At 63.7% G+C, this 25,015-nt stretch carries 26 protein-coding genes; 7 read left to right on the top strand and 19 right to left on the bottom strand.

The window, feature by feature from the left end; genetic code table 11:
- The first annotated feature begins 245 nt into the window (after positions 1-245).
- The gene (locus tag AC0L2M_RS17340) at positions 246-1,127 is read left to right on the top strand and encodes a sugar phosphate isomerase/epimerase family protein (protein WP_287245859.1); all 882 of its coding nucleotides are present in this window, start codon (positions 246-248) and stop codon (positions 1,125-1,127) included.
- Here AC0L2M_RS17340 and phnE (AC0L2M_RS17335) read toward each other — a convergent pair.
- The 13 genes from phnE (AC0L2M_RS17335) to phnG all read right to left on the bottom strand — a co-directional run bounded on the left by phnE (AC0L2M_RS17335) (position 1,115) and on the right by phnG (position 11,946).
- The gene (gene phnE, locus AC0L2M_RS17335; protein ID WP_473535455.1) at positions 1,115-2,665 is read right to left on the bottom strand and encodes a phosphonate ABC transporter, permease protein PhnE; all 1,551 of its coding nucleotides are present in this window, start codon (positions 2,663-2,665) and stop codon (positions 1,115-1,117) included. The genes AC0L2M_RS17340 and phnE (AC0L2M_RS17335) overlap by 13 nt on opposite strands.
- 4 nt (positions 2,666-2,669) lie before the next feature.
- Positions 2,670-3,641: a phosphonate ABC transporter, permease protein PhnE gene (phnE, locus tag AC0L2M_RS17330; protein ID WP_473535454.1), complete on the bottom strand. Its 972-nt coding sequence runs from the start codon at positions 3,639-3,641 to the stop codon at positions 2,670-2,672.
- A gap of 75 nt (positions 3,642-3,716) precedes the next feature.
- Positions 3,717-4,625, bottom strand: coding sequence for a phosphonate ABC transporter substrate-binding protein (gene phnD / locus AC0L2M_RS17325; protein WP_202365879.1), 909 nt, complete (start codon positions 4,623-4,625; stop codon positions 3,717-3,719).
- Between the two features lie 161 nt (positions 4,626-4,786).
- The gene (gene phnC, locus AC0L2M_RS17320) at positions 4,787-5,644 is read right to left on the bottom strand and encodes a phosphonate ABC transporter ATP-binding protein (RefSeq protein ID WP_128173454.1); all 858 of its coding nucleotides are present in this window, start codon (positions 5,642-5,644) and stop codon (positions 4,787-4,789) included.
- A gap of 93 nt (positions 5,645-5,737) precedes the next feature.
- Entirely contained in the window at positions 5,738-6,115 is a 378-nt protein-coding gene (locus tag AC0L2M_RS17315) for a hypothetical protein (protein WP_287066981.1), read from the bottom strand.
- Between the two features lie 135 nt (positions 6,116-6,250).
- Positions 6,251-6,691, bottom strand: a complete 441-nt coding sequence (locus AC0L2M_RS17310) for a hypothetical protein (protein WP_473535453.1) — start codon at positions 6,689-6,691, stop codon at positions 6,251-6,253.
- A 78-nt stretch (positions 6,692-6,769) separates the two neighbouring features.
- On the bottom strand, positions 6,770-7,387 hold the full coding sequence (locus AC0L2M_RS17305; RefSeq protein WP_473535452.1) for a DapH/DapD/GlmU-related protein: 618 nt from the start codon (positions 7,385-7,387) through the stop codon (positions 6,770-6,772).
- Positions 7,384-8,091, bottom strand: a complete 708-nt coding sequence (gene phnL, locus AC0L2M_RS17300) for a phosphonate C-P lyase system protein PhnL (protein WP_287212565.1) — start codon at positions 8,089-8,091, stop codon at positions 7,384-7,386. The genes AC0L2M_RS17305 and phnL overlap by 4 nt, the downstream gene beginning before the upstream one ends.
- A 2-nt stretch (positions 8,092-8,093) precedes the next feature.
- Entirely contained in the window at positions 8,094-8,870 is a 777-nt protein-coding gene (gene phnK / locus AC0L2M_RS17295) for a phosphonate C-P lyase system protein PhnK (protein ID WP_473535451.1), read from the bottom strand.
- Positions 8,867-9,760: an alpha-D-ribose 1-methylphosphonate 5-phosphate C-P-lyase PhnJ gene (locus AC0L2M_RS17290; protein ID WP_128169636.1), complete on the bottom strand. Its 894-nt coding sequence runs from the start codon at positions 9,758-9,760 to the stop codon at positions 8,867-8,869. The genes phnK and AC0L2M_RS17290 overlap by 4 nt, the downstream gene beginning before the upstream one ends.
- On the bottom strand, positions 9,757-10,869 hold the full coding sequence (locus AC0L2M_RS17285; RefSeq protein WP_473535450.1) for a carbon-phosphorus lyase complex subunit: 1,113 nt from the start codon (positions 10,867-10,869) through the stop codon (positions 9,757-9,759). The genes AC0L2M_RS17290 and AC0L2M_RS17285 overlap by 4 nt, the downstream gene beginning before the upstream one ends.
- A 1-nt stretch (position 10,870) precedes the next feature.
- The gene (gene phnH, locus AC0L2M_RS17280) at positions 10,871-11,482 is read right to left on the bottom strand and encodes a phosphonate C-P lyase system protein PhnH (protein ID WP_473535449.1); all 612 of its coding nucleotides are present in this window, start codon (positions 11,480-11,482) and stop codon (positions 10,871-10,873) included.
- Complete coding sequence (phnG, locus tag AC0L2M_RS17275) at positions 11,482-11,946, bottom strand: phosphonate C-P lyase system protein PhnG (protein WP_128169639.1); 465 nt, start codon at positions 11,944-11,946, stop codon at positions 11,482-11,484. Before phnG ends, phnH begins: the two co-directional genes overlap by 1 nt.
- Before the next feature lie 122 nt (positions 11,947-12,068).
- Between phnG and phnF the strand changes: the two genes are divergently transcribed.
- Positions 12,069-12,818: a phosphonate metabolism transcriptional regulator PhnF gene (gene phnF / locus AC0L2M_RS17270; protein ID WP_473535448.1), complete on the top strand. Its 750-nt coding sequence runs from the start codon at positions 12,069-12,071 to the stop codon at positions 12,816-12,818.
- 8 nt (positions 12,819-12,826) lie between these two features.
- On the opposite strand, the gene AC0L2M_RS17265 is transcribed toward phnF, so the two are convergent.
- The 6 genes from AC0L2M_RS17265 to AC0L2M_RS17240 form a co-directional block, all read right to left on the bottom strand.
- Positions 12,827-13,843 (bottom strand): zinc-binding alcohol dehydrogenase family protein, encoded by a 1,017-nt coding sequence (locus tag AC0L2M_RS17265; protein WP_473535447.1) that lies wholly within the window; start codon positions 13,841-13,843, stop codon positions 12,827-12,829.
- 65 nt (positions 13,844-13,908) lie between these two features.
- Positions 13,909-14,874, bottom strand: a complete 966-nt coding sequence (locus tag AC0L2M_RS17260; RefSeq protein WP_091595434.1) for an ABC transporter permease — start codon at positions 14,872-14,874, stop codon at positions 13,909-13,911.
- Positions 14,871-16,424, bottom strand: coding sequence for a sugar ABC transporter ATP-binding protein (locus AC0L2M_RS17255; protein ID WP_128169642.1), 1,554 nt, complete (start codon positions 16,422-16,424; stop codon positions 14,871-14,873). The genes AC0L2M_RS17260 and AC0L2M_RS17255 overlap by 4 nt, the downstream gene beginning before the upstream one ends.
- A gap of 116 nt (positions 16,425-16,540) precedes the next feature.
- Positions 16,541-17,536, bottom strand: a complete 996-nt coding sequence (locus AC0L2M_RS17250; protein WP_023797365.1) for an ABC transporter substrate-binding protein — start codon at positions 17,534-17,536, stop codon at positions 16,541-16,543.
- Between the two features lie 328 nt (positions 17,537-17,864).
- Entirely contained in the window at positions 17,865-18,863 is a 999-nt protein-coding gene (locus tag AC0L2M_RS17245; RefSeq protein ID WP_128169643.1) for an aldo/keto reductase, read from the bottom strand.
- Between the two features lie 62 nt (positions 18,864-18,925).
- Positions 18,926-20,431 (bottom strand): UxaA family hydrolase, encoded by a 1,506-nt coding sequence (locus tag AC0L2M_RS17240; RefSeq protein ID WP_128169644.1) that lies wholly within the window; start codon positions 20,429-20,431, stop codon positions 18,926-18,928.
- 269 nt (positions 20,432-20,700) lie between these two features.
- On the opposite strand from AC0L2M_RS17240, the gene AC0L2M_RS17235 reads away from it, so the two are divergent.
- From AC0L2M_RS17235 to AC0L2M_RS17215, 5 genes are all read left to right on the top strand, one after another.
- Complete coding sequence (locus AC0L2M_RS17235; protein WP_128169645.1) at positions 20,701-21,594, top strand: GntR family transcriptional regulator; 894 nt, start codon at positions 20,701-20,703, stop codon at positions 21,592-21,594.
- Positions 21,595-21,722: 128 nt separating this feature from the next.
- Positions 21,723-22,079 carry a DUF2946 family protein gene (locus tag AC0L2M_RS17230; protein ID WP_128169646.1) on the top strand — a complete coding sequence of 119 codons (357 nt, stop codon included), beginning with the start codon at positions 21,723-21,725 and terminating at the stop codon, positions 22,077-22,079.
- A gap of 104 nt (positions 22,080-22,183) precedes the next feature.
- Positions 22,184-22,723: a copper chaperone PCu(A)C gene (locus AC0L2M_RS17225; RefSeq protein ID WP_128169647.1), complete on the top strand. Its 540-nt coding sequence runs from the start codon at positions 22,184-22,186 to the stop codon at positions 22,721-22,723.
- Positions 22,724-22,762: 39 nt separating this feature from the next.
- Positions 22,763-23,281 (top strand): YcnI family copper-binding membrane protein, encoded by a 519-nt coding sequence (locus tag AC0L2M_RS17220; protein WP_473535446.1) that lies wholly within the window; start codon positions 22,763-22,765, stop codon positions 23,279-23,281.
- A gap of 54 nt (positions 23,282-23,335) precedes the next feature.
- Positions 23,336-24,961, top strand: coding sequence for a copper resistance CopC/CopD family protein (locus tag AC0L2M_RS17215; protein WP_128169649.1), 1,626 nt, complete (start codon positions 23,336-23,338; stop codon positions 24,959-24,961).
- Positions 24,962-25,015: the final 54 nt, after the last annotated feature.

The following is a 25,015-nucleotide window of genomic DNA, read 5'->3' as shown; positions in this document are numbered from 1 at the left end:
GCGGCCATCACGCGGGGGGCCGGGCCGCCGGTTGTCCCGCGCCCCCCCCCCCCCCGTTTGCCAACCGAATTGCGAAGGGCAATTCGGGGCAATCCGACCTCTCCCCGAGGGGAGAGGAGACGCCGGCGCTGCCGTCTGCCTCTTCTCCCCAGCGGGGAGAAGGTGGCCGCGAAGCGGCCGGATGAGGGGGCTTATGGCGAAGTCGGCGGAGGAGCCAGCCGGCCGTCAAAAAGGGAGGGACGTCGATGAAAATCGGCATGTGCATGTTTTTGTGGACGACGGCGGTGTCGAAGAAACACGAGCCGCTGCTCAGGGATATCAAGGCGACCGGCTTCGACGGCGTCGAGATACCGATCTTTGCCGGCACGCCGGACGATTACAAAAAGCTCGGCGCGCTGCTCGACCGCATCGGGCTGGAGCGCACCGCCGTTTCGGCGATGGGCGATCCGGCGATGAATTTGATCTCGGCCGATGCCTCGACGCGCAAAGCCGGCATCGACTATATGAAATGGGCGATCGACTGCACACAAGCGCTTGGCGCCAAAACGCTGAGCGGCCCGCTGCATTCGACGCTCGGCGCCTTCTCCGGCAGTGGGCCGACGGCGGCGGAGAAAAAGCGCTCCGTCGCCTCGCAACGCGCCATCGGCGATCATGCCGGCAACAAAAACGTCACCATCGGGCTGGAGGCGCTCAACCGCTTCGAATGCTATCTGCTCAACACAATGGACGATCTGTCGGAGCATGTCGACGCAATCGACCGGCCGCACATCAAGGCGATGTACGACACTTTCCATGCCAATATTGAAGAGACGGACGCGATCGGCGCCTATTCGCGCAACCGCAAGAATGTCGTCCATATCCATATTTCGGAGAATGATCGCGGCGTGCCGGGGCGCGGCCACATTCCGTGGCAAGAGACGTTTTCGGCCATCCGCAAGAGCGGCTATGACGACTGGCTGACGATCGAGGCCTTCGGCCGCTCGCTGAAAGATTTGGCGGCGGCTACCAAGGTCTGGCGCGATTTTTCGGAAAGCACGGAAGCCGTCTACCGCGACGGCTACAAGCACATCAAGAGCGGCTGGAAAAAGGCTGGTGCCTGGACGCAGCCTTCCTCTCAGGCGATCTGAGCTGCCGGCGGGCGGGCGGAAACGCGCCGCTCATCATTGCTGTTTGCGACGGTCCCCATCAGCTTGCGGCGGAGGTAGCTGGAGATGCTGTCGAAGATAAAAACGACAAGCAGGATCAGCAGAACCATGTAGAAAACATTGGCCCAGTTGGTGTTGGTGCGCATGGCCTCCCACAATTTCAGGCCGATGCCGCCGGCGCCGACAGCGCCTATGATCGTCGCTGACCGGGTGTTGGATTCCCAGAAATAAAGGGATTGGCTGAGGAATACCGGCAGAACCTGGGGCAGCACGCCGTAGCGCTGCACCATTGCCGGGGTGGCGCCGACCGAGCGGATGCCCTCGCGCTGCTTGTCGTCGATGTTCTCCAGCGCCTCGGAATAAAGTTTGCCCAAGGTTCCGGTGTCGGTGAAGAAGATAGCCGACATGCCGGCCAGCGGCCCAGGACCAAAGCCGCGCGTAAAAAACAGCGCCCAGATCAGCATGTCGACCGAGCGCAGGAAATCGAAAAAGCGCTTTGTCACCTGGTTGGCTATGCGGCTCGGCGTGACGTTGCGCGCAGCCAGGAAGGCGAGCGGAAAGGCAACGATCGAGGCCAGCACGGTGCCGACAAAAGCCATGACGATGGTCTGCAAGAGTTTCAGCCAGACGTCGCCGTGCTGCCACTCGGCGTTGTTCAAAATGTTGTCCCAGGCGAGCGCCGCGTTTGACCGCGACGGGTCGATGCGAGCCCCGGCGACGATCAGTGAAGCGACCTCGCTGAACGGCTTTCCCCAGAATGGCGAGTTCGTGTCGAACACGAAATTGGCCCAGCCGAAGAAACGTCGCCAGGCGACTACCTCGTCGTTCTGCACCTCAGCACGGCCGAGAAATCCGAACGAGACATAGGCTGTCGAGCCTGGCCTGCGTTGCTCGATCCAGTCGGGCAGCGGTATGCGCGGTGTCACAGAACTGCCCTTGGCGATGTCAAAGACGACGGTTTCGGCGCCGCGCGTCACGGTGACCAGGTTTGGCGTGACGGCGATCTGGCCATTGCCAAGGGTGACGGTCGCCGCCACGACGGCGTTTTCGCGCACCGTTTCAGGCACCGCAGGAGCGGATTGGCCCGACGGGGCGGCCGGGTTCTCGGCAGTTGGCGCGCCAGGCGCCATGAACGAATCATGCGACGACTTGTTGGTCGCGATCGCCGGTGCCGGCGCTGTCTCGACCTGCCGCTCGATGACGGCCATCTGCTTGGCCACCCAGTCGGGATCTGGATTGGATCCCAGCTTGGAGAAGCGGGAGTAGTCGATTGTCAGATGATTGTCCTTGAATTCGATGTCGGGCCGGATTTCGTAAGACACCCAGTCGGCGAGATAAGCGCCGGCAAGGTTCCAGTTCGCCTTTTCGAGAACGGCGGCGACCGACAAGAACCACGAACAATAGAAGGTGTAGAGAATGCAAAGAAGCATGCCGATCGGAGTGGCGTAGCGCTTCCACAGCGAGCGCCGGAACGCGTCCGGATGGCGAGCGGCGACGTCGTTGATGGCGGCGGCGTTCATCGCGTTACTCTCCGCCGTATGCGAACGCCTGGCGGCCGACAAGACGATGTCTCAGCCATGCCGAAAGCTGGTCGACGGCGACGATCGTGCAGAACAGCAGGAAGACGATGGCGATGGTCTTGGCCTCATGGCCTCGGCCGATCGAAAGACGCAGGGATTCGCCGATGCCGCCGGCGCCGACGGCGCCGAGAATGGTCGAAGCGCGCACATTGATCTCGAAGCGGAGCAGGAAATAGCTGATGAAGTTGGGCAGGACCTGGGGCACGATGCCGAACCACACCCGCTCGACCCAATTGGCGCCCACGGCGCGCAAGCCTTCCTCAGGTTTCATGTCGGCATTTTCGACGACTTCGAAGAACATTTTTCCGAGCGCGCCGACGGTATGGATGCTGACCGCAATGATCGCAGGAATCGGCCCTAGCGAGAAAATCGCCAGAAAAAAGCCGGCAATGACAATTTCCGGAAAGGCGCGGACAATTTCAAGGAAGCGGCGGGTAGCGAAACGGACCCAGCGGCTGGCCGTGATATTGCCTGCAGCGAAGAAGCAGAGCAGGAAACCGAATGTGGCGCCCACCAGCGTCGAAAACAGGGCGATGTTCAGCGTCTCGATCATCCGGTGGAAATACTCCGGAATGTAGATGCCCTGGGTCAGGTAGACCCGGCCTTCCGGGTAGTCGAACTTGAGGCTGCCGTCGTCATAGGGGGACGGCAGGTCGAACAGCGCACGCGCCGGGTCGAACCAGTCGCGCGGCTTCAACTCGGCGAAAAAGTCGGCGACGTAGGGAAGGCGGTCGAAGAACTTTCCGGCGTTGGTTTCGTTGGCGAACCAGAGCGAGCCGGAGAGTGCAAGAAACAGGAAAACCAGGCCGCCGATCGTGTAAAGGCGCCGGCGGGCGGCAAGATCGCGCCAGTGCCGCTCGACGGTGGCTCCCTCCGGTGAAAGCGCGGGCGCGCGGTAAATTTCGGTCGCACTCATCGATAGATCCCCGGCCCCTGATGCGGCAACGCCGCCGGCGGCACATGGCCCCGGCGGCGTTGTGGCAGTTTGTTTCTACGAGCCGATCTTCGCCTTACGGGCGTCGATGATCGGCTGGTAGAATTCCGGGGTAACCGGCGAATAGCCCTTGTAATCGCCGCCTTGAATTGCCGAGAAACAGGCCGGATCGGTTTCCGGAAGCTTGGTCAGGAAATCGGTGATCTTCTGCCTGGTGCCGGCGTCGATCGACGTACGCAATACCAGCGGGCCGTTCGGGATCAGGGGCGACTGCCACAGTTCGACGAGGTCATCCATCTTGAGGACGCCCTTGTCGACCATCTTGCGCAGATTGCCCGAGCTGTAGCCGTCGTTGAAGTCGCCGACGCCGGAGGCCCAGGTGGTGCCGGCATCGAACGTGCCCTTCAGGACTTCAAGGACAAGCTGTTCATGGCCGCCGCCGAAACCGGTCGACGCGAAGTAGCTCTTCACATCCATGCCGATGTCCTTGGGCAGTGACGTGACCGGGATCAGGTAACCAGAAGTCGAATCGGGATCGGCGAAACCGAGTTTCTTGCCCTTCATGTCGGCGAGCGTCTTGATGCCGGAATCAGCTCGGGCGACCATGACCGCACGGTAGCCGGTCGAGCCGTCGGTCTGGATCGTCGTCAGGATCGGTTGAACCGCGTCCTTGTTTTCGAGATAGACCTTGGCGTAGGCGGAAGCGCCGAGCTCGGCAAAGTCGAGCGTGCCGCCGAGCAGGCCCTGGATGACGCCGTCGTAGTCGGCGGCCGGGAACAGCGAAACTTTTTCGACGCCGAGGACTTGCTTGATGTGGTCGGCGAAGCACTGGTAGTTGCGCAGGCGGTCGGCTTCGTTCTCGCCGCCCAGAATGCCGACGCGGAATTCCTTCAGGTCCTGTGCCTGGACTGCGCCCATCGCCATGGCGAGGATGGAAACGGCACCGAAAAGTATTTTTCTAAACATTTCGCGTCTCTCCTGTTGGTTCCGGCATCGCGCCGGCAGCGTTCGAATTTTGACGGCGCTTTTTTATGCCCGGCCTTGATGCGGACTGACGGTCCAGGGCGCTCTTTCGTCGTCTGCTTTTCGTATACTCGTATACCGGTATCCCTTGCCGGATCGTGGACCTAGTAGCCGGGAAATGCGGGCTCGAGGGGTCCGGCGGATGCGACGATCTTTTGCTTGATGGTGACGCTGGTCGAAGTGATCGCCTCGGAGATTTCGCCGCCATTGCTGTCAGCGCCATAGACCATGCGCACGGCCTCCCGATTGAGCTCTTCGGGCGGGCCGTCGAACACCACCTTGCCGGCGGCCATGCCGATGATGCGGTTGCAATAGGTGCGCGCGGTATCCAGCGTGTGCAGATTGGTGACGACGGTGAGGCCCTCGCGCAGATTGATGTCCTGCAGCGAATCCATCACCACCTTGGCGTTGAGCGGGTCGAGCGAGGCGATCGGCTCGTCGGCGAGGATGACTTTCGGCTGCTGCATCATGGCGCGGGCAATCGCCACGCGCTGCTGCTGGCCGCCGGACAAGGTGCCGGCCGGCTGCAGCGCCGTGCGGGCGATGTCGAGGCGTTCGAGCGCCGCGATCGCCTCGGCCCGTTCCTCGCGGGAGAAGACACCGAGCAGATTGACAATTGTCGAGCGGTGATTGAGCCGGCCGAGCAGCACATTGGTCAGCACGTCGAGGCGCGGCACCAGGTTGAATTGCTGAAAGATCATGGCGCAGTCGCGCTGCCAGCGCCTGAGCAGCGAGCCGCGCAGGCTGGAGACTTCGGCGCCGTCAAAGAAAATCGACCCTTGGCTCGGATCGATGAGGCGGTTGATCATGCGCAAAAGCGTCGACTTGCCGGCGCCCGAGCGGCCGATGATGCCGACCATTTGGCCGTGCGGGATCGAGATGTCGACATTGCTGACGGCGGTGTTCCTGCCAAACCGACGGGTGACGCCGCGGATTTCGAGCGTGGCTGAGGTTGCTGGCATAGAGCAGGTTCCAGTCCAGTCGCAGTTGAAGGTCTGTTAACCTTCGCTAACGCAGCCGCATGAAATTGCGGTGTAGGATTGATGTCAGTTTTGTTACCGTCCACAGCCTGGAAGGCGGCGAACCGGCGGCCGCAGTTCGATCACTGGAGCCTGACGGGCGAGCAGCGAGAGGCAATCATCGAACACGTCCTGCCATTGCGATGCACTTTTGTCGTCGAGACGGCGGATCGGGTAGGCGAAGGTTATGTGGAATGCGTAGGTGTCGTGGTCCGGATGTTGGTATCCGAAGGGCACCGACAGCATCGCGCCACGCGCGCATGACGCGCTCAGCCTCGTCTGACGCGCCGACAACGGTAAGCCCGGTCGGCACGACATCGACAGCCCTGGCCTTGAACGCACGCAACCTTGGAAGCCGTTCAGGCGTCCGAGATAGAGCCGGGTCAAGTCGTCGATGCTGGCGTCGAGAGGCACGTGTTCGAGCCTGCAAAAAATCCGGCGAGCGACGTTTCCTGGAGTGAAGCATGGCGCTCTCCAGGGAAAGACCGCGTCCTGTCCGAGTCATGTGTCGGACACATGAAAACTGCCTGCAGGGCGAGAAAGGAACCTTCAAAGACAGGGGTTTGACAAGGGCTCGCGATCGACTTCGAGCAACTTGTCCATACTGTCGGTGTGCTGGCTGGGATCGATAGACTTGAGCGAATTGTAGAGTGCCATGCTCTCGTCCTCCGGCTCACAAGAGGAGGTGCCGCGTTGCGCTTGGCGCACGCGGATCTGGTTCTGGCGTTCGTCCAGCATAGCCTGCGTGGTGTCCGAGTTCCTGATGATGAAGACGTTCATGCGGTCGATCCCGGACTGAAGGAAGTCGAGAAAATCACGATCCTGTTTCGGAGCGCAGTTTTCACCGATCGCGTGGATTGATGCATAGATCATCCAGATGCAAAGGACCGCGCCGCGAGGATCCATCTTCGGCACCTGCTCGGCAGGCGCTTGTTGAGGCAAGAGAACCACCAGCGCAACCAGGCAAGATCCGATCCATCGTCCGAGCATGCCAATCCTTACGACTTTTCCTTACAACTTTCTGCCCGGCAATCGTCAATCATAAGGCGACAGCGTTGGCAAGGGACGTTAGCCGCCGTATTTTTCCAGAAATGCTTCCGCCGAAAGCGCGCGAAAATCGTCGAGCGCGGCGCGCAGGCGGGCGTGGTCCCAATCCCACCAGGCAAGCGCCTGATAGCGTTCCGCCGTGCGGCGGTCGAAGCGTTCGCGGATCGGTTTGGCCGGCACGCCGCCGACGATGGTGTAGGGCGCGACGTCTTTCGATACCACGGCGCCGGCGCCGACCGCCGCACCGTCGCCGACGCTGACGCCGGGCAGGATGGTCGAGCCGTGGCCAAACCAGGTGTCGTGGCCGATGGTGACCCGTTTGGCGCGGCGCTGGGCAAAGAATTCGCTCTCGTGCTCGGCGTCGTCCCAATAGTCAGAGGCGCGATAGGTGAAATGGTGCAGCGTCGGCCGCCAGGTCGGATGGTTGGTGGCGTTGATGCGCACGCTGGCGGCGATGTTGGCGAATTTGCCGATCGTCGCGCACCAGGCGCTGCAGTCCTGCATCATGTAGGAATAGTCGCCGAGCGTACTTTCCGAAAGCCGGCAGCGTTCGGCGATCTCGGTCCAGCGGCCGAGCGTCGAGTTGTCGACTTCCGCTGTCTCGTGGACAAGCGGCGTTTCCGACAGTTTTCTGGTCATGCGGCGATTTTCCCGGCGGCAAAAGCGGTCACGTCGATGACGCGGTCGGCCACTGCCTCGCGCACATCATGGTCGTGGAAGATGCCAAGCAGGGCGACGCCGGCTGCCTTCTTGGCCGCGATCAGCGCAATCACCACGTCGCGGTTGCTGGCGTCGAGCGAAGCGGTCGGCTCGTCAAGCAGCAGGATCGGGTGCTCGGTGATGAAGCCGCGCGCGATGTTGACGCGCTGTTGCTCGCCGCCGGAAAAGGTCGCCGGCGGCAGTGCCCAGAGCCTTTCCGGCAGGTTGAGTTGCGCCAGCAAGGCGCGTGCCTTGCCGCGCGCGACCTCGCGGTCCTCGCCGCGCTCGACCAGCGGTTCGGCGACGACATCCAGCGCCGAGACGCGCGGCACGGTGCGCAGGAACTGGCTGACATAACCGATCGTCAGCCGGCGCACGGCAAGCACGGTGCGTGGGCTGGCCGTCGCCAGATCGATGAGCCCGTCCTCGTGCTGGACGATGATCTGGCCTGCATCGACGGCATAGTTGCCGTAGAGCATCTTCAGGATCGAGCTCTTGCCGGCGCCGGAGGGGCCGCCGAGCACGGCACATTCGCCGCTCCTGATCGAGAACGACACGCCGGCGACGACCGGCAGTCTGATGCCGTCACGCAGATGCATGGTGAAGCTCTTGGCAACATCGGAGACGACGAGCGGGGTTGCCATGATCACACCTGCAGAATGGAAGAAACGAGAAGCTGGGTGTAGGGCGCGCGGGGATCGTCAAGCACGCGGTCGGTGAGGCCGCTTTCGACGACGCGGCCGTCCTTCATCACCATCATGCGTTGCGACAGCAGACGCGCCACCGCAAGGTCGTGGGTGACGACGATCGCCGCCAGGCCGAGATCGGTGACCAGGCCGCGCAACAGGTCGAGCAGGCGCGCCTGCACCGAAACGTCGAGGCCGCCGGTCGGCTCGTCCATGAACACCAGCCGCGGCCCGGTGACGAGGTTGCGGGCGATCTGCAGGCGCTGGCGCATGCCGCCGGAAAAGGCGCGCGGTTCGTCGTCGATACGGTCCCCGTCGATCTCCACGCGCGACAGCCAGTCGACGGCGGTGGCGCGGATATTGCCATAGTGGCGGTCGCCGACCGCCATCAGCCGCTCGCCGACATTGGCGCCGGCCGACACCGTCATGCGCAGCCCGTCGGCGGGGTTCTGATGGACAAAACCCCAGTCGGTGCGCATCAGGAAGCGGCGCTCGGCCTCGCTCATGCGGTAAAGCTCGCGGAGCTGGCCGTCGCGCATGCGGTAGCTGGCGGTGCCGGAACTCGGCAGCAATCTGGTCGACAGGCAGTTGAGCAGCGTCGTCTTGCCGGATCCGGATTCGCCGACCACTGCCAGCACCTCGCCCGGCCACAGGTCGAAGCTGACGTTCTCGCAACCAATGCGCGAGCCGTAGAACTTGGACAGCGCGGAAACGCGCAGCAGCGGTTCGTCGGTCATTGCGCCGGCTCCATCGTCTCGGGCGCAAGGTGGCCGCGATGGCCTTGCTCGCGCCGCTTCTCGCAATGGTCGGTATCGGAGCAGACGAACATGTGGCCGCCATGGTCGTCGAGGATGACCTCGTCGAGATAGACGTTTTCGGCCGCGCACAGTGCGCAGGGTTGGTCGAAGGTCTGCACCTCGAACGGATGGTCCTCGAAGTCGAGGCTGATCACGTCGGTGAAAGGCGGCAGCGCATAGATGCGCTTTTCGCGGCCGGCGCCGAACAGTTGCAGAGCCGGCGAACGGTGCATTTTCGGGTTATCGAACTTCGGCGTCGGCGACGGGTCCATCACATAGCGACCCTCGACCTTGACCGGATAGGCGTAGGTGGTGGCGATGCGACCGTGTCTGGCGATGTCTTCGTAGAGTTTTACATGCATGAGTCCATATTCCTCCAGCGCATGCATTTTCCGCGTTTCCGTCTCGCGCGGCTCGAGGAAGCGCAGCGGCTCGGGAATCGGCACCTGATAGACCAGCACCTGGCCTGCGGTCAGCGGGTGCTCGGGGATGCGGTGGCGGGTCTGGATGATGGTCGCCTTCGCCGTGTCGGTGGTGACGGCGACATTGGCGACCTTCTTGAAGAAGGCGCGAATCGAGACCGCATTGGTGGTATCGTCGGCGCCTTGGTCGATGACCTTCAGCACATCGTCCGGGCCGATGATCGAGGCGGTGACCTGAACGCCGCCGGTGCCCCAGCCATAAGGCATCGGCATCTCGCGCGAGGCGAACGGCACCTGATAGCCGGGAATGGCGATACCCTTGAGGATCGCGCGGCGGATCATCCGCTTGGTCTGCTCGTCGAGATAGGCGAAGTTGTAGGTGGCGATGTCGGTCGGTTGTGCGGTCATTCCGCGGCCTCCCTTTTTTCTTCCATCTTGCCGCCGTTCTCGCGGGCGTCGTGCTCGGCGCGCATGCGGCGCACCAGGTCGAGCTCGGCCTGGAAGTCGACATAGTGCGGCAGCTTGAGGTGCTCGACGAAGCCGGTCGCCTGGACATTGTCGGAATGCGAGATGACGAATTCCTCGTCCTGGGCAGCGGCGACGACATCTTCGCCGAATTCGGTTGCACGAAGCGCGCGGTCGCAGAGCGCCATGGCCATCGCCTTGCGCTCGCTCTGGCCGAAGACGAGGCCGTAGCCGCGGGTGAATTGCGGCGGCGCCTTGGCCGAGCCCTTGAACTGGTTGACCATCTGGCACTCGGTGACACGCACAGAACCGAGCGGTACGGCGAATGGCAGCTCCGGCACGTCGAGTTCCAGCTCGACCTCGCCGATGCGAACCTCACCGACGAACGGATGGTTGCGGGCATAGCCGCGCTGGGTGGAGTAGCCGAGCGCCAGCAAAAAACCCTCGTCGCCGCGTGACAGCGCCTGCAGGCGGATGTCGCGCGCCATCGGGAACTCCAGCGGCTCGCGGGTGATGTCGCCCGGGATATGGTCCTGCGGCATGTCGCCATCGGGCTCGATCAGGCCTTCGCGGGCGAGGATGGCGGAGACGCGCGGCATGGCGTCCGCGTCGCTGGCACGCTGCAGCGGCTCGGCGACGTCGCCGCCCGCGGCGAGTTCGGGGTCGAGCAACCTGTGCGTGTAGTCGAAGGTCGGGCCGAGCAGCTGGCCGCCGGGAAGATCCTTGTAGGTCGCCGACACGCGCCGCTCGACCAGCATCGCCCCGGTGTCGATCGCCCTGGTGTAGCCGAAGCGCGGCAGCGTGGTGCGATAGGCGCGAACCAGGAAGATCGCCTCGATCATGTCGCCGCGCGCCTGAACGATGGCCAGCGCCGCCAATTCACGGTCGTAGAGCGAACCTTCGCTCATCACCCGGTCGACGCCGAGCGCCAGCTGCTCGACGATCTGGTCGAGGCGAAGCGCCGGCACGGAACGGTCGCCGCGGCGGCGGTCGGCGAGCAGGGCGTGGGCGTTGGCAATGGCCGCTTCACCGCCTTTTACCGCGACATACATATCACGCCTCCATCGTCTTGATGCGCGTCGTACGCGGCAGGCAGGCAACGCCTTCCGGGGTGGCGAGGATAAGGTCGACACCACGGGGGAAACGCTGATTGTTCTGCTTCCATTGTTCGACGAAGTGGCGCGGCATCTGCGCCGGCGCGATTGTCGCGGTTGTTTCGATGCCAGGACCTTCGAGCAGCAGCGGCGCGCCTGAGACGAGATCGCTGACCTGCAGGATCAGCGTCGTCGAGCGGTCGGGATAGTCCTGGGTGCCTTGTGAAAAGCCGTCGAGCGCCATCATCTCGGCCGGCGTGGCGATCAGCGCGAAATGCGCATCGGCTGGCGTGTGGGCCAGTGGCGCGCCGGTGTGGAAGCCGAGCCAGGATTTCATCGCTGCTGGGGCCTGCAGAACGAGGTCGAGCCAGAGCGGCGTGTCGTTGTCGCACAGCGCCAGCGCGATGGCGCCCGCGGTGGCCGACAGCGGCGCCGGTGGGCGGGCAAAGACCGGCAGAGGCTGCAGGGTGCCCGGCCGCGCCATTGCGTCCATCACGGCGCGGAACACTGTCTGGGCGTCGAACACCGGATTGGCAAAGCCGCCCTCGATCGCTTGCGTTGCGATGTCCATCAGTCTTCTCCGCGTACCATGGTGAAGAAATCGACCTTCGTTGCCGCCGTCTCGGCGCGCCGCCGCTCACGTCGGCTGGCCAGTGCGGCCTGCAGCGGCGCAATGAGTTTGCTCTCGACCTCGTTGCGGCGGGTGGGATCCTGCCAGAGCGCGTCGGCGATCGCCGCCAGTTTTGCTTTCTGCTTGTCACGGCCGAGCGCATAGCAGTGGCCGACTTCTCCCGAGGCAAGCCGCACAGTCGCGCGGGTGACCGTCGCCTCGCCGACGTTGAATGGTGCGCCGCCGCCGCCGATGCGGCCACGCACGGTGACCAGGCCGGTTTCAGGGCCGCGCAGGAGTTCTGCTTCCGAAGGCAGGCCGGCTTCGTTCCAGAGGCGGACGATATCGTCGCCGGTCGATTGCGCCAACGTCGCCATGACGGCCTTGCGCTCAAGCTGCTGATCGCGCGCTTCCTGTCCTCGCATGGTTGACATTCCCTTGCATCGAAAATTCGTCCATTGATATGGACAATTATACAAATTATATCTATTTTCTAAAGCGTGTCCATGACGGACGGATGACAGCGCGAAAAGATCGGGGCAAAGAAATGATCGGTCAGCAGATGGCCAGCAGCTTGGAGCGGCGCAGCGGCGTCTCGCTGTGGCGGCAGATCGCCGACCAGATCCTGCAGTCGATCGCCGTCGGCGACTTTGCCGAGAATGCTGCATTGCCACCGGAAGTTGCACTGGCCCAGCGCTATGGCGTCAACCGCCATACGGTGCGCAGCGCCATCGCCGCACTGGTGCAGGATGGCGTGCTCAGGGCCGAACAGGGGCGCGGCACCTTCGTGCTGTCGCGCAAGCGCCTGTCCTATCCGATCGGCGCCCGCACCCGTTTTTCGGAGGGCTTGCAAGGGCAGGCGTCGGAGCGCCGCAGCGTGCTGCTCGAATCGGCGGTCGAGCCGGCCAGCCGGCGCGTCGCCGAAGGGCTGGGGCTTGCCAGGGGTTCGACTGTCATACGCCTCGAGACACGCGGCGAAGCCGATGGGCAACCGGTCTCGCGTGCGACCGGCTGGTTCGACGCGGCTCGCTTCGCCGGCATCGATGCCGCCATGGCCGAAACCGGATCGGTGACCGCCTCATTCCGGCGTTTCGGCATCGGTGACTATCTCAGACAATCGACGGTGTTGTCGGCCCGCCACGCGGACGCCGCCGACCTTGCCGATCTTAATCTGCAGCCCGGCGCCATCGTGCTGGTCACGGTCGCCGTCAACGTCACGCCGGACGGCCAGCCGATCCAGTTTGCCGAAACCCGGTTTCCGGCTGAGCGGGTCGAGCTCAAGATATCGGCGCTTTAAAGTCCGGTTCATCCGACCTGGATGACGGCCTTGATCAGGCCGGATTTCTCATGCGCCCAGCGGGCGAGGTCGCGCGGCGTGTCGCCAAGCGTCGTGCGATGGGTGACGAGCTTTGCCAGCGGCACAGCACCATCGCGGATCGAGGCGGCGACATGGTCGAAGTCGACGCGCAGAGCGTTGCGGCTGCCGATCAGCGTCATCTCGCGCTTGTGGAATTCAGGATCGGAAAAGACGATGTCGTCCTTGACGACGCTGACCAGGACCAGCGTCCCGCCATGCGCGACATGGGCGAAGGCTGACTGGACGGACTGAGTGTTGCCGGTGGCATCGAAAATCACGTCAAAACCTTCGCCGTTGGTCGCCTCGCGAACCAGATCGGTCGCAGACTGCCGTGATGCGTCGAGGGTGGCGAAGCCGAGTTCGCTTGCGGCGAAGCCAAGCCTTTCCGCGCTCATGTCGAGCAGCGTCACGTCGAGACCGGCGATGCGGGCAAACAGCGCCGTGCCGAGGCCGATCGGCCCGGCACCGATGACCAGCGTGCGCGCGCCGGGATCAGCCAGCGAGCGCCGCACGGCATGCGCCCCGATCGCCAGGAATTCGACGGCGGCGGCATCGGCCAGCGACAGGCCGTTGGCCGGATAAAGATTTTGCGCCGGCACCAGGATCCGTTCGCACATGGCGCCGTCGCGGTGGACGCCGAGCACCTCGATCCTGACGCAGCAATTCGGCTTGCCTAGGCGGCAGGCGCTGCATTTGCCGCAAGCGAGATACGGGTTGATGATCACCGGCTCGCCCACCGGCAGGTCGACGCCTTCGCCGGCCTCGATCACGGTGCCGGAGACCTCGTGACCCATGATGCGGGGATAGGCGAGGAACGGATGCTTGCCCTCGAAGATGTGATAGTCGGTGCCGCAGATGCCGACATGACTGACCGCGACCAACGCCCAGCCCGGCGGTGGTGTGCCCGGCGCCAGGCGGTCTTCCACAACAAGATCGCCGGGCGAACGGCAGATGACGGCTTTCATGCTTTGATCCAGTCGGTTCATGGCGCCGCCGGCCCGATCGCCGGGCCGGCGGTTGTTAAGATGGTCTATTTGCCGCGGCGGCGCAGGCCGTCGAAATAGACGATGACGATGATCAGCACGCCGGTAATGATGCGCTGCCAGAAGGCATTGACGTTCAAGAGATTGGCGCCGTTGTTGATAGTGGCGAGGATGAAGGCGCCGAGCAGCGGTCCGTGCACCGAGCCGACGGCGCCGAACAGCGAAGTGCCGCCGATCACCGACGAGGCGATCGCCTGCAACTCCCAGCCCTCGGCCTGCGTCGGATTGCCGATGCCGATGCGCGAGGCAAGCAGCACGCCGACAAAAGCCGCGCAGAGGCCAGACAGCGTATAGGCCATGTAGATGGTGCGCTGGACGTTGACGCCGGACAGACGCGAGGCCTCGGCGTTGGAGCCGACCGAGAACAGATACCGGCCCCAGCGGCTGTGATGCAGGAAGATGTAGGCGGGGATGCCGACCAGGATCACCATCCAGAACAGATTGGGGACGCCGAGGAACGAGCTGCGCGAAAACAGCTGGAAGGCGTCGTTGTTGATCGAGATCGAGTTGCCATTGGTCATCAAAAGGCCGATGCCGCGCAGCGAGGTCAGCGTCGCCAGCGTGATGATGAAGGGCGGCAGGCCCATCTTGACGATGCCGAAGCCGTGGAACAGGCCGATGGCGACGCCAACCAGCAAGGTGATCAGGATGGCGAGGTAAATCGGCACGCCGGCATTGATCAGCATCGCAACGATGACGGTGGCGAAGCCAACCACGGCGCCGACGGAAAGGTCGATACCGCCGGTGATGATGACGAAGGTCTGGCCGACCGCCAGGATGGCGATCATCGAACCTTGCCGCAGCAGGTTCGAGATGTTGTTGGCGGAGGCGAAGCTCGGCGTCGCCACCGACAGGATGACCCACAACAGCACCAGCAGCGCCAGCAGCGTCAGCCCGAACAGCGCGTTGTAGTTGCGTTTCGGCCTTTCGGCCGCGATCGCCTCGGTGCTCATATCTGTCCTCCCGGTTTTTCTTGTTTCTCGGCCAGCGCCTGGGTGAGGATCTCCTCATGGTCGGCAGTGTGGAAACCATGAGTGGCCACCAGCTTGCCGCGCCGGAACACATGCAGCGTGTCGGCCAGTTCATAGACCTCGGGCAGATAGGACGAGATCAGGATGATGCCGGCGCCCTTGGACAAAAGCGCACTGAACAGGCGGTAGATCTCGGCCTTGGTGCCGACATCGACGCCGACTGTCGGCTCGTCGAAGATGAACAGCTTGGCGCCGTGCGCCAGCCATTTGCCGATGACGATCTTCTGCTGGTTGCCGCCGGACAGGCTGGAGGCGAGGGCGTGACGCGTCGGCGTCTTGATCCTGAGATTGGCGATCTGGCGATCCGCCTCGGTCTTCTCCTGTGCGCTGGAGATCAGCAGATTGCTGGAGATGCGCTTGTAGATCGGCAGATTGAGATTGAGGCCGACCGGCAGGTTGAGGCAGAGGCCCTGGTCGCGGCGGCTTTCCGGCGCCAGCGCCATGCCGAGCCTGATAGCGTCATGCTCGGAGTTGACCTGAACCTCCTTGCCCTCCCAGAGGATCTGGCCGGCCGACTTGCGGTGACGGCCGTAGAGCGTGGTGACGAACTCGCTGCGCCCGGCGCCGATCAGGCCGTAGAGCCCGACGATTTCGCCGGCACGGACCGTCATCGAGACATTTTCGAAGCCCTTGCCGGAAAGATTTCGGGCTTCGAGCAGCGTCGCGCCCGGGGTAAAATGCTCCTTGTGATAGACTTGCTCGATCGAGCGGTTGATCATCATCTTGACCAGCTCGGCGTCGTTGGTCTCGGCGATGTTCCTGGTGCCGACAAGCGTGCCGTCGCGCAGCACCGAGACGCGGTCGGCGAGCTCGAATACCTCTTCCATGCGGTGGCTGATGTAGATGATGGTGACGCCTTCGCCCTTCAGCCGGCGGATCAGCGTGAACAGCTGGTCGGCTTCCTTGCGGGTGAGATAGGCAGTCGGTTCGTCGAAGATCAGGAACTTGGTGCCGCGCACGGTGGCGCGGGCGGCGGCGATCAGCTGCTGCTGGCCTATGGTCAGGTCACCCAGCACGACATGCGCCGGCAGATCGAAGCCGAGATCGTCGATGATCTTCTGCGCTTCCCTGACCATGGCCCGCTGCTGCAGTATGCCGAAGCGGGAATCCTCCTCGCCGAGGAACATGTTGGCCGCGACAGTGAGATGGCGGCACAGAACGACCTCCTGGTGCACGGCATTGATGCCGAGCGCCATCGCCTCATGCGGCGTCGCCAGCGCTGCCGGCTTGCCCTCCCAGATGACGTCGCCGGAGGTGCGCGGCATGACGCCGGTCAAAAGCTTGATCAGGGTGGATTTGCCGGCACCGTTCTCGCCGACAATGGCGTGGATTTCGCTGGCCTTGAAGGCGAGGTCAACCGGCTTCAGCGCGTGCGTGCCGGGATATCGCTTCTCCAGTCCCTTGAGTTCGAGGATCGTCCTGCCCGGTTCCAGCGTTGGGGCGGGATGCAGTTCCTGCGCCGTCGACGTCATGACGTTCCTCCCAATTGGCCTCCCAGATTGGCCTCCCAGATCGGCCTCACGAGTGGCACGCGTGTAGGTCGTTTCCGGGGCAAAAAGCCCCGGAAACGGTGTGCCAATGCCGGTGCTCAGTCGAGCTTCGGATTGAGCAGCGCGTCGATCTTCGGATCTTTCATGTTAGCCTTGGTGACGAGGTTGGCGCCGGTGTCGACATTGGCCTCGACCTTCTCGCCCTTCGAGGCAGCGAGCGCCGTCTTGATGCCGTCATAGCCCATCCGGTACGGATCCTGGACGACGAGGCCGGAAATGACGCCGTCATTGAGGAACTTGACCAGCTTCTCGTCGCTGTCGAAACCGATCAGCCCGACCTTGCCGGCAAGGCTGTTCTCGGCGATCGCCTGACCGACGCCCTGCGCCATGATCAGGTTGGAGGCGAAGATGCCCTTGAGGTTCGGGTTGGCGGTGATCAGGTCGGTTGCGATGTTGAGGCCGGTGGTGGCCTGGCCGTCGGCGTATTTGTCGGCAATGAGCTTGAGGCCGGGATATTTGGCGGCAAGCTGTTCCTTGAAGCCCTGGGCGCGCTGCTCGAGCGAGCCGGCACCCGGAAGCGCGGTGATCAGGGCGACGTCGCCCTCGATTTTGCCGCCATTGGCTTCGCCGATCGCGGCCGCCAGCCCGTCAGCGGCGACGCGGCCGCCCTGGATATTGTCGGTGGTCAGGAACGAGGTGAAGGCCTTGGAGTCGGCGCCGGAATCGATGCCGATGATCTTGACGTTGGTGGCTGCCTCGTCGATCGGCTTGCCGAGCGCCTTGGCCTCGGTTGGTGCGATGACCACGGCAGCCGGGTTGCCGGCGACGGCGTTTTCAAGGATCGAGATCTGGCCGTTGACGTCGGTCTCCGCCTGGGCGCCGAGTTCCGGCACGTTGACGCCGAGGTCCTTGCCGGCCTTGCGGGCGCCGGCCAGCACGATCTGCCAGTAAAAAGAGGTGGTGTCCTTGACGATGATCGGAATGGTTACGTCCGCCGCCGAAGCCGGCGCCGAATGCATCACGCCGGCAAGCATCGAGGCGGCGGCGAGCGCCACGAATACGCGGCGGTTGAGAATGCTGGTCACGAATTTCATTTAGACTTCCTCCCTAGGTCGCCTGGTGAACGTAGCGGAAGCTCGGTTTGGATAGGCGCTGGCCAAACGGAACTTTATCAATAAAAAACATTTACCGCATTTTGATAGTGCATAGGTTGGGTCGACGCAAGCGGTGTTTCGTATCGTCCTGCGTATGCCCCGACCGGAAGGGAGTGCCGATCCTCATTGCCAAACCCCCTCCCGAAAAGGTATGGAATATTAATTCCATCTTCCGGTCAAGATAGAATATTCATTCTTTTTTGAGGCGTAAGGTGGGGCGCCTCCTGATCGCACCGTCCGCCGTTCAACCGGCGAAGGCCGCAGCGCATCAGCCGAGCTTCTGAACGACCGTGTAGGGATCATATTTGGCGAATTCTGTTTCGGGCACCTGGATGTCGAGCAGTTGCAGATTTCGTTCCAGATTGGCCGGCTTGGCGGTGCCCGTCAGCACAGAAGCCACCACAGGCTCGTGCAGCGGGAACTGGAATGCCGCCGCGGCAAGCGGATAGCCGCCCTCAGCGGCGATTTTTTCCATGGCGCCGACGCGGTCGAGAATGTCCTCGGTGGCCGGCAGGTAGTCGAAATGCGCACCCGGCACCGGGCCGGTCGCCAGGATGCCCGAGTTGAAGACGCCACCGATGATCAGCGAGATCTGCCGTTGCCGGCAAAGCGGCAGCAATTCGGCTTCGGCGGTGCGGTCGAGCAGCGAATAGCGGCTGGCGAGCAGGATGCAGTCGAGCGGCGCCTGGCGCAGCACATCGAGACAGATCTGCACCTCGTTGACGCCAAGGCCGTAGGCGGAAATGACCTTGTGCGACTTCAGCTCTTCCAACGCCTTCAGCCCGCCATCCATCAACTGGCGGAAATGCAGCTTCGTTTTCTCGACGCCATGCGTATAGACGCCGATGTCGTGGACGAACAGGACGTCGATTCGATTGAGGCCAAGCCGCGCATAGCTGAACTCGACGGAGCGCATGATACCGTCGTAGGAATAGTCGTAGTCGACCGCAAAGGGCAGCGGATCGACATAGGAATGATCCGGAATCCGGTCTTCCGGCACCGGCCGCAACAGGCGCCCGACCTTGGTCGACAGCATGTAGGAGTCCCGCGGCTTGTCGCGCAGGAAATCGCCGAAGCGGCGTTCCGAAAGGCCGAAGCCGTAGAAGGGCGCGGTATCGAAATAGCGCACGCCGGCATCCCAGGCGACCTGCAGCGTCTGCATCGCCGTCTCGCGTGGGCAGGCTCGGTAGAGCCCGCCGACCGCCGCGCCGCCGAAGCTGACCTCGGTTATTTCCAGCGCGGTGCTGCCGACACGGCGTTTCTTCATGCAAAGCCTCCCACCGGCCATTTGCCGGCCCCGTCCATGTCTTAAGTCAGTTGGTGGCTGTTCTAGAGGGTCGCTCCGAGGTGCCACGGCACGAACTCGTTGTCGCCGTAGCCGAACTCCTCGCTCTTGGTCTTGCGGCCGGAGGCCGTCTCGACGATCAGCTCGAAAATCTCGCGGCCCATGCCGGCAATGGTCTTTTCGCCCGAGGCGATGACGCCGCAATTCACGTCCATGTCCTCTTCCATCGTGTGGTACATGGTCGAGTTGCTGGCGACCTTGATCGACGGTGTCGGCCGGCAGCCGAAGCAGGAACCGCGGCCGGTGGTGAAGACGATGACGTTGGCGCCGCCAGCCACCTGGCCGGTGGCGGAAACCGGGTCGTAGCCGGGCGTGTCCATGAACACCAAGCCGTGGCCGCTGACCTTCTCGGCATAGCCGAAGACGCCGTTGAGCGGCGTTTGGCCGCCCTTGGCGACGGCGCCAAGCGACTTCTCCAAAATGGTGGTCAGGCCGCCGCGCTTGTTGCCGGGTGACGGATTGTTGTCGATGGAGGCGCCATGCTTGGCGACATGATCTTCCCACCACTTTACATAGCCATCGAGCTTGGCGGCGATCTCCGGGGTCGCCGCGCGATAGGCGAGCAGATGCTCGGCGCCGTAGATTTCCGTCGTCTCGGAAAGGATGCCGATGCCGCCGACGCCGGCCAGGATGTCGACGGCGGCGCCCAGCGCCGGATTGGCGGTGATACCGGACATGCCGTCGGAGCCGCCGCATTGCAGGCCGACGACGATCTCGCTGACCGGGATCGGCTCACGCTCAAGCTTGCCGACCTCCTCTGATATCTCGGCCAGCACGACCAACGCCTTCTCGACAGATTTGCGCGAGCCGCCGGCTTCCTGGATGTTGAAATGGCGCTTTCCCGCGGCGACGCCCTTCTGGCCATAGAGGGTGAGCTGGTTGACCTCGCAGCCGAGACCGACCATCAGCACACCGCCAAAATTCGGGTGACGAGCATAGCCGGCCAGCGTGCGGTGCAGCACCATCATGCCGTCGCCGGTGGCGCTCATGCCGCAGCCCTGGCCGTGAACGATGGGAACGAAGCCGTCGATCCCCGGATATCTGGGCAGCAGCGTCCGGTTCGCCTCGTCGGCGATGGCGTGGCAAACGGTGGCCGAGCAATTGACGCTGGCGAGAACGCCGATGAAGTTGCGCGTGCCGGCACGGCCGTCGGCGCGGCGGTAGCCCATGAAGGTGCGGGCGCGATCGGCCTCTGTGGCGTGCACGGCCTCGCTCGGCGGCACCACCGGCAAACGCCCGGATTCGAAGACCAGATTGTGCGAATGGACATGCTCGCCGGGCGCAATGGCTTCAGTGGCGCGGCCGATCGCCTGGGCGTATTTGACCACGGCCTCGCCGGCGGCAATCGGCTTGATCGCCACCTTGTGGCCGGGTTCGATCAGCGCCGTGGCAACGGCGCCGCCCGGCAGCACCGCGCCGATCTCGATGCGGCCGTTGGCGACCGCGACATTGTCGGCGGGGGACAGAAGAATGCTGTTTGCGGTGTTCACGGGCAATTTCCTGGGTGTTCCTGGGATCGGCAAGCGATTGACACGCGCCTGTTAACAGTTAATGTCTTTTATCGTGAAAAAACAGTTTTGCGTCAATTGTTTTTTCGTGACGAAGCCGCGCGTTCTTGCGGATGCGCAGAGGACCGGACGCTGGAACCAGGCCTGACTTCCGAAAAGCGATTCCGCTTCCCGGGAGCCTGCGCCAGAAGCATCTGCATATCGCGCTTCAAGCCGGCCGCCGCAAGCGCCGGCGCGCAACGGGGCAGGGGATGTCGAAGAGCAACAACGTCTATAAGGACGCCTACAATCGCGGTTTGCGGCTGCTCGACGAAACGAAAAGCCTGCCGTCGGAGCCCGAGTTGGGCACCCTGCTTGGCGTCAGCCGCACGACGATCCGCACCATCCTTGCGCGCATGGAAGAGACCGGGCTGATCGCCTGGAACAAGCGCAGCAAGACGGTTTTGCGCGTGCCGCGGCCGGACGACTTTTTTCCCGAGGAAGAAACCGACACGCTGTCGCAGATCATCGAGCGCTCCTTCATGCGGCGGCTGCTTGCGGGCGGTGCTGAGCCCGGCATGCAGATCAACGAACTCGAGCTGGCGCGCGAGATCGGCGTTGGCACCACCAGCGTGCGCGAGTTCCTGATCCGCTTTTCCCGCTTCGGGCTGATCGAGAAGCGCCGCAACAGCCATTGGGTGCTGAAAGGTTTTACCCGCGCTTTTGCGCTGGAACTGACCGAAATCCGCGAGATGTTCGAACTGCGCTCGGCCGCCGCCTTCGCCGCGCTGCCGGAAGACAGCCCGGTGTGGGCCGACCTCGACCTGCTGGAGGATGAGCATCGCCTGCTGGCGCGCGAGATCGCCATGCGCTTCAACGAATTCTCGGAGCTCGACGAGCGCTTTCACCGGCTGATCCACCGCGCGTCGCACAATCGCTTCATCGTCGATTTCTACGACGTCATCGCCATGATCTTCCACTACCACTATCAGTGGAACAAGGCGCAGGAGCGCGAGCGCAACGAAGTGGCGGTTGCGGAACACCTGGCCTATATCGCGGCGCTCAAATCGCGCGATCTCGGCAAGGTCGACGCCGCCTGCCGCAAGCATCTGAAGTCCGCGCGGCACACGCTGCTGACGTCGATTCCAGAAGGCCAGCAACCGTAACGCGCGTAAAGCGCCGCGTTGCCGCAGTGGTGATTTGGCGATTTTCCGACCGCCGGCCCCGTGCTAGATATCTTGCCGTTGCTGCGTGAGGAGGCAGGCCTTTGAACATCCGGCAGAGACGATGGAGCATGCCGGCGACATTCGCCGCGGCCTATTTGCTCGTGCTCCAGTCGGTGCTTGGCGCATTCGCCTTCGGCATCGGGCCGGATGCTTCGCAACGCGACGCTTTCGGCAACGTCATCTGCACCCATGAGGGCGCGGCCCAGCTTCCAAGCGGCGATCCGCACCAGCAGCACATGCCGGCCTGCTGCATGCCTGGCTGCGGCATGGCTTCGGCTGTCTACGCGCCGCCGCCCGCTGCCGCCACGCTGTCCGGCAATTTTTCCGTCGAAACCGTCGCGTTTGTGCTGCCGGCGTTCAGGCATCTCGACTTTGCCCGCGACCGCTCTCCGTCGAATCCGCGCGCGCCTCCGGTGACGGCCTGATCCGTCCCGGTTCGCCATGCGGAATTTTTCGCGGGCGAATTCGTTCAACATCGAAACTGTTCGCGACTGGCCGACGGCGCGATTTCTCAGGTCCTGGAGCTATCATGTCTCACACTTTTCGCGTGCGGCTCGGCCGCAACAGCCGCTTCCTGCGCAGCTTCGAGGAGCGACTCGGCGTCACCGTGCTCCTCCTCGCCCTGCTGTTCGTCAACGCCCAGGCCGTCTTCGCGCATGAGTTCAGGGTTGGCGACCTCGAAATCGTGCATCCCTGGTCGCGCGCCACGCCACCGGGCGCCAAAGTGGCCGGCGGCTACTTCACCGTGACCAACACCGGCAGTTCGCCGGATCGGCTGCTGTCGATCTCCTCCGATGTGTCGGACAGGACCGAACTGCACGAAATGGGTGTCAAGGACGGCGTCATGACCATGCGCCCGGTCAGCGGCGGCCTCGAAATCCCGGCCGGCGGCAAGGCCGCGCTAGCTCCCGGCGGTTATCACTTGATGTTTATCGGCCTCAAGCGTCAGCCCAAACAAGGCGAGAAGTTTTCCGCTGCGCTGACCTTCGAAAAGGCTGGCACGGTGGCCGTCGAGTTCACGGTGGAAGGCATGGGCGAAACGGGCGGCATGCACGACCATGCCAATTGATCCGGCCAGATCCGCACAATTCAAACTCGAGGAACCATCATGAGCAATTATCTTCTGTCGGCCGGCGTGTTTTTCGTCCTGGGGACCAGTGCTGCCTTTGCCCACATTACGCTGGAAGCGCAGGAGGCGGCGGTCGGTTCGACCTACAAGGCCATCCTGCGCGTGCCGCATGGCTGTGAAGGCAAGGCGACGACCGCCGTGCGCGTGCAGATCCCGGAGGGAGTGATTTCAGTGAAGCCGATGCCGAAGGCCGGCTGGACGCTGCAGGTCAAGAACGGCAGATACGAGAAATCCCATCAGCTCCATGGTCAAGAGGTGTCCAGCGGCGTCAAGGAAGTCAACTGGAGCGGCGGCAGCCTGCCGGACGAATTCTACGACGAATTCGTCTTCCGCGGGACACTGGCGGCGGATCTGCCGGCAGGCCAAACGCTCTACTTCCCGGTGGTGCAGGAATGCGACGGCGCCGCCGAACGCTGGATCGAGATTCCAGCGGCCGGCCAGGATGAGGACGCGCTGGAATATCCGGCGCCCGGCCTCAAGCTTGCGCCGAAGCTATGATTTTTTGGCGGCGCGCCTTGTTCGAAAGAGTGCGCCGCTGTTTTGTGCCGTGACATGAGTGCTGCATCCCTGCTGCGAACGGTCTGCACAACCGGCCGATTTGCGATCTGCCTGCTGGCTGCGATCGTGCTGCTTGCCGCCATTGCCGCGCCAGGTCAGGCCTTCGCCCACGCGGCGCTGGTCACAACCGAGCCGACGGACGGCGCCGTGCTGGCGCAGAGCCCCGCGCAGTTCTCGCTGACCTTCAGCGAGCCGGTGTCACCGCTGATGCTGACCTTGGTGCGGCCCGATGGAACGCCGGTTCCGCTGACATCCTTTCGGCTCAATGGCCAGACGCTCGACATCGACAATCCGCAACGGCTCGGATCCGGCACGCATGTGCTGAGCTGGCGGGTGATCTCCGCCGATGGCCATCCGGTTGGCGGCTCGGTGCTGTTTTCGATCGGCGCGCCGAGTGCGGCGCCGGCCGTCGCCGAAGCTGTCGACCGGGGTCTGAGGTCGGCAATCTGGACCGGCAAGGTCTTTCTCTGTTTCGGCCTGTTTCTCGGCGTCGGCGGCGCCTTTGCCATCGCCTGGCTGGCGAAGGGCGGGCGTTCCGGCCGGCGCTTCGTCATCGCCGCGATCCTGTGCGGCCTCGTCGCGGCGCCGTTATCGCTCGGCTTGCAGGGACTGGACGCGCTCGGCGCACCGTTCGTCCGGCTGGCGCAGCCAGGCGTCTGGCAGGCCGGGCTCGGCACCAGCTTCGGCTGGACAGTGCTGGTCGCGCTGGTGGCGCTCGGGCTTGGCCTGCTGTCGCTGGTCGGGCCGCGCGGCGGCGCAAAGCTGTTTGCCTTTGCCGGCCTGGCCGGTGTCGGCGCCGCCCTTGCCGCCAGCGGACATGCAAGTGCTGCCGAACCGCAATGGCTGACAAGGCCGATGGTGTTTCTGCACGGCGCCGGCATCGCGTTCTGGGCCGGGGCGCTTGCGCCGCTCGGTCTCACTATCAGGCGGAAGCCGGCCGAGGCCGCACCTTTCCTGCATCGGTTTTCCCAGGCGATCCTACCTGTCGTGGCCGTGCTTGCGGCCACCGGCTTCGTGCTGGCTGTCATCCAGGTACAGGCGCCCGCAGCTTTGCTCGAGACCGCCTATGGCCGGCTGCTGCTGGTCAAGCTGGCGCTGCTGTTGTTTCTGTTCATTCTGGCCGCCATCAACCGCTGGAAGCTGACCGGTCCCGCGGAAGCGGGAGAGACGGAAGTACAGAAGAGGCTGGTCCGCTCGATCGGCATTGAGATGCTGATCGTTCTGGCGATATTCGGCGTTGCCGCCGGCTGGCGCTTCACGCCGCCGCCACGCGCCCTGGCGATCGCAGCGGCGCAGCCGGCTTCGGTGCATATCCACACGCCGAAGGCGATGGCCCACCTCAGCATCACACCCGGCCATGTTGGGCCGGTTGCCGCCTCGATCGTCATCATGACCGGAGATTTCGGCCCGCTCGACGCTGAACAAGTGACGCTGGTGCTGTCAAAACCCGATGCCGGGATCGAGCCGATCAAGCGCGCGGCGAAAAAACCAGGCGACGGCACCTGGCGCGTCGACGGTCTCGTCGTCCCGGTTCCCGGCCGATGGACAGCACGGCTCGATATTCTCGTCTCGGATTTCGAGATCGTGAAGATAGAGGCGCCGATCGACATCAGGCCTTGAGGACCAGCCGGCAGTCTGCGCAACACATTTCGGCGAGGCGGTTGACGCGGCCTT

This window comes from Mesorhizobium sp. WSM4806 (assembly GCF_055811635.1).
The sequence above is the reverse complement of the archived record's forward strand: the minus strand, read 5'-3'. Positions and strand labels throughout refer to the sequence as shown.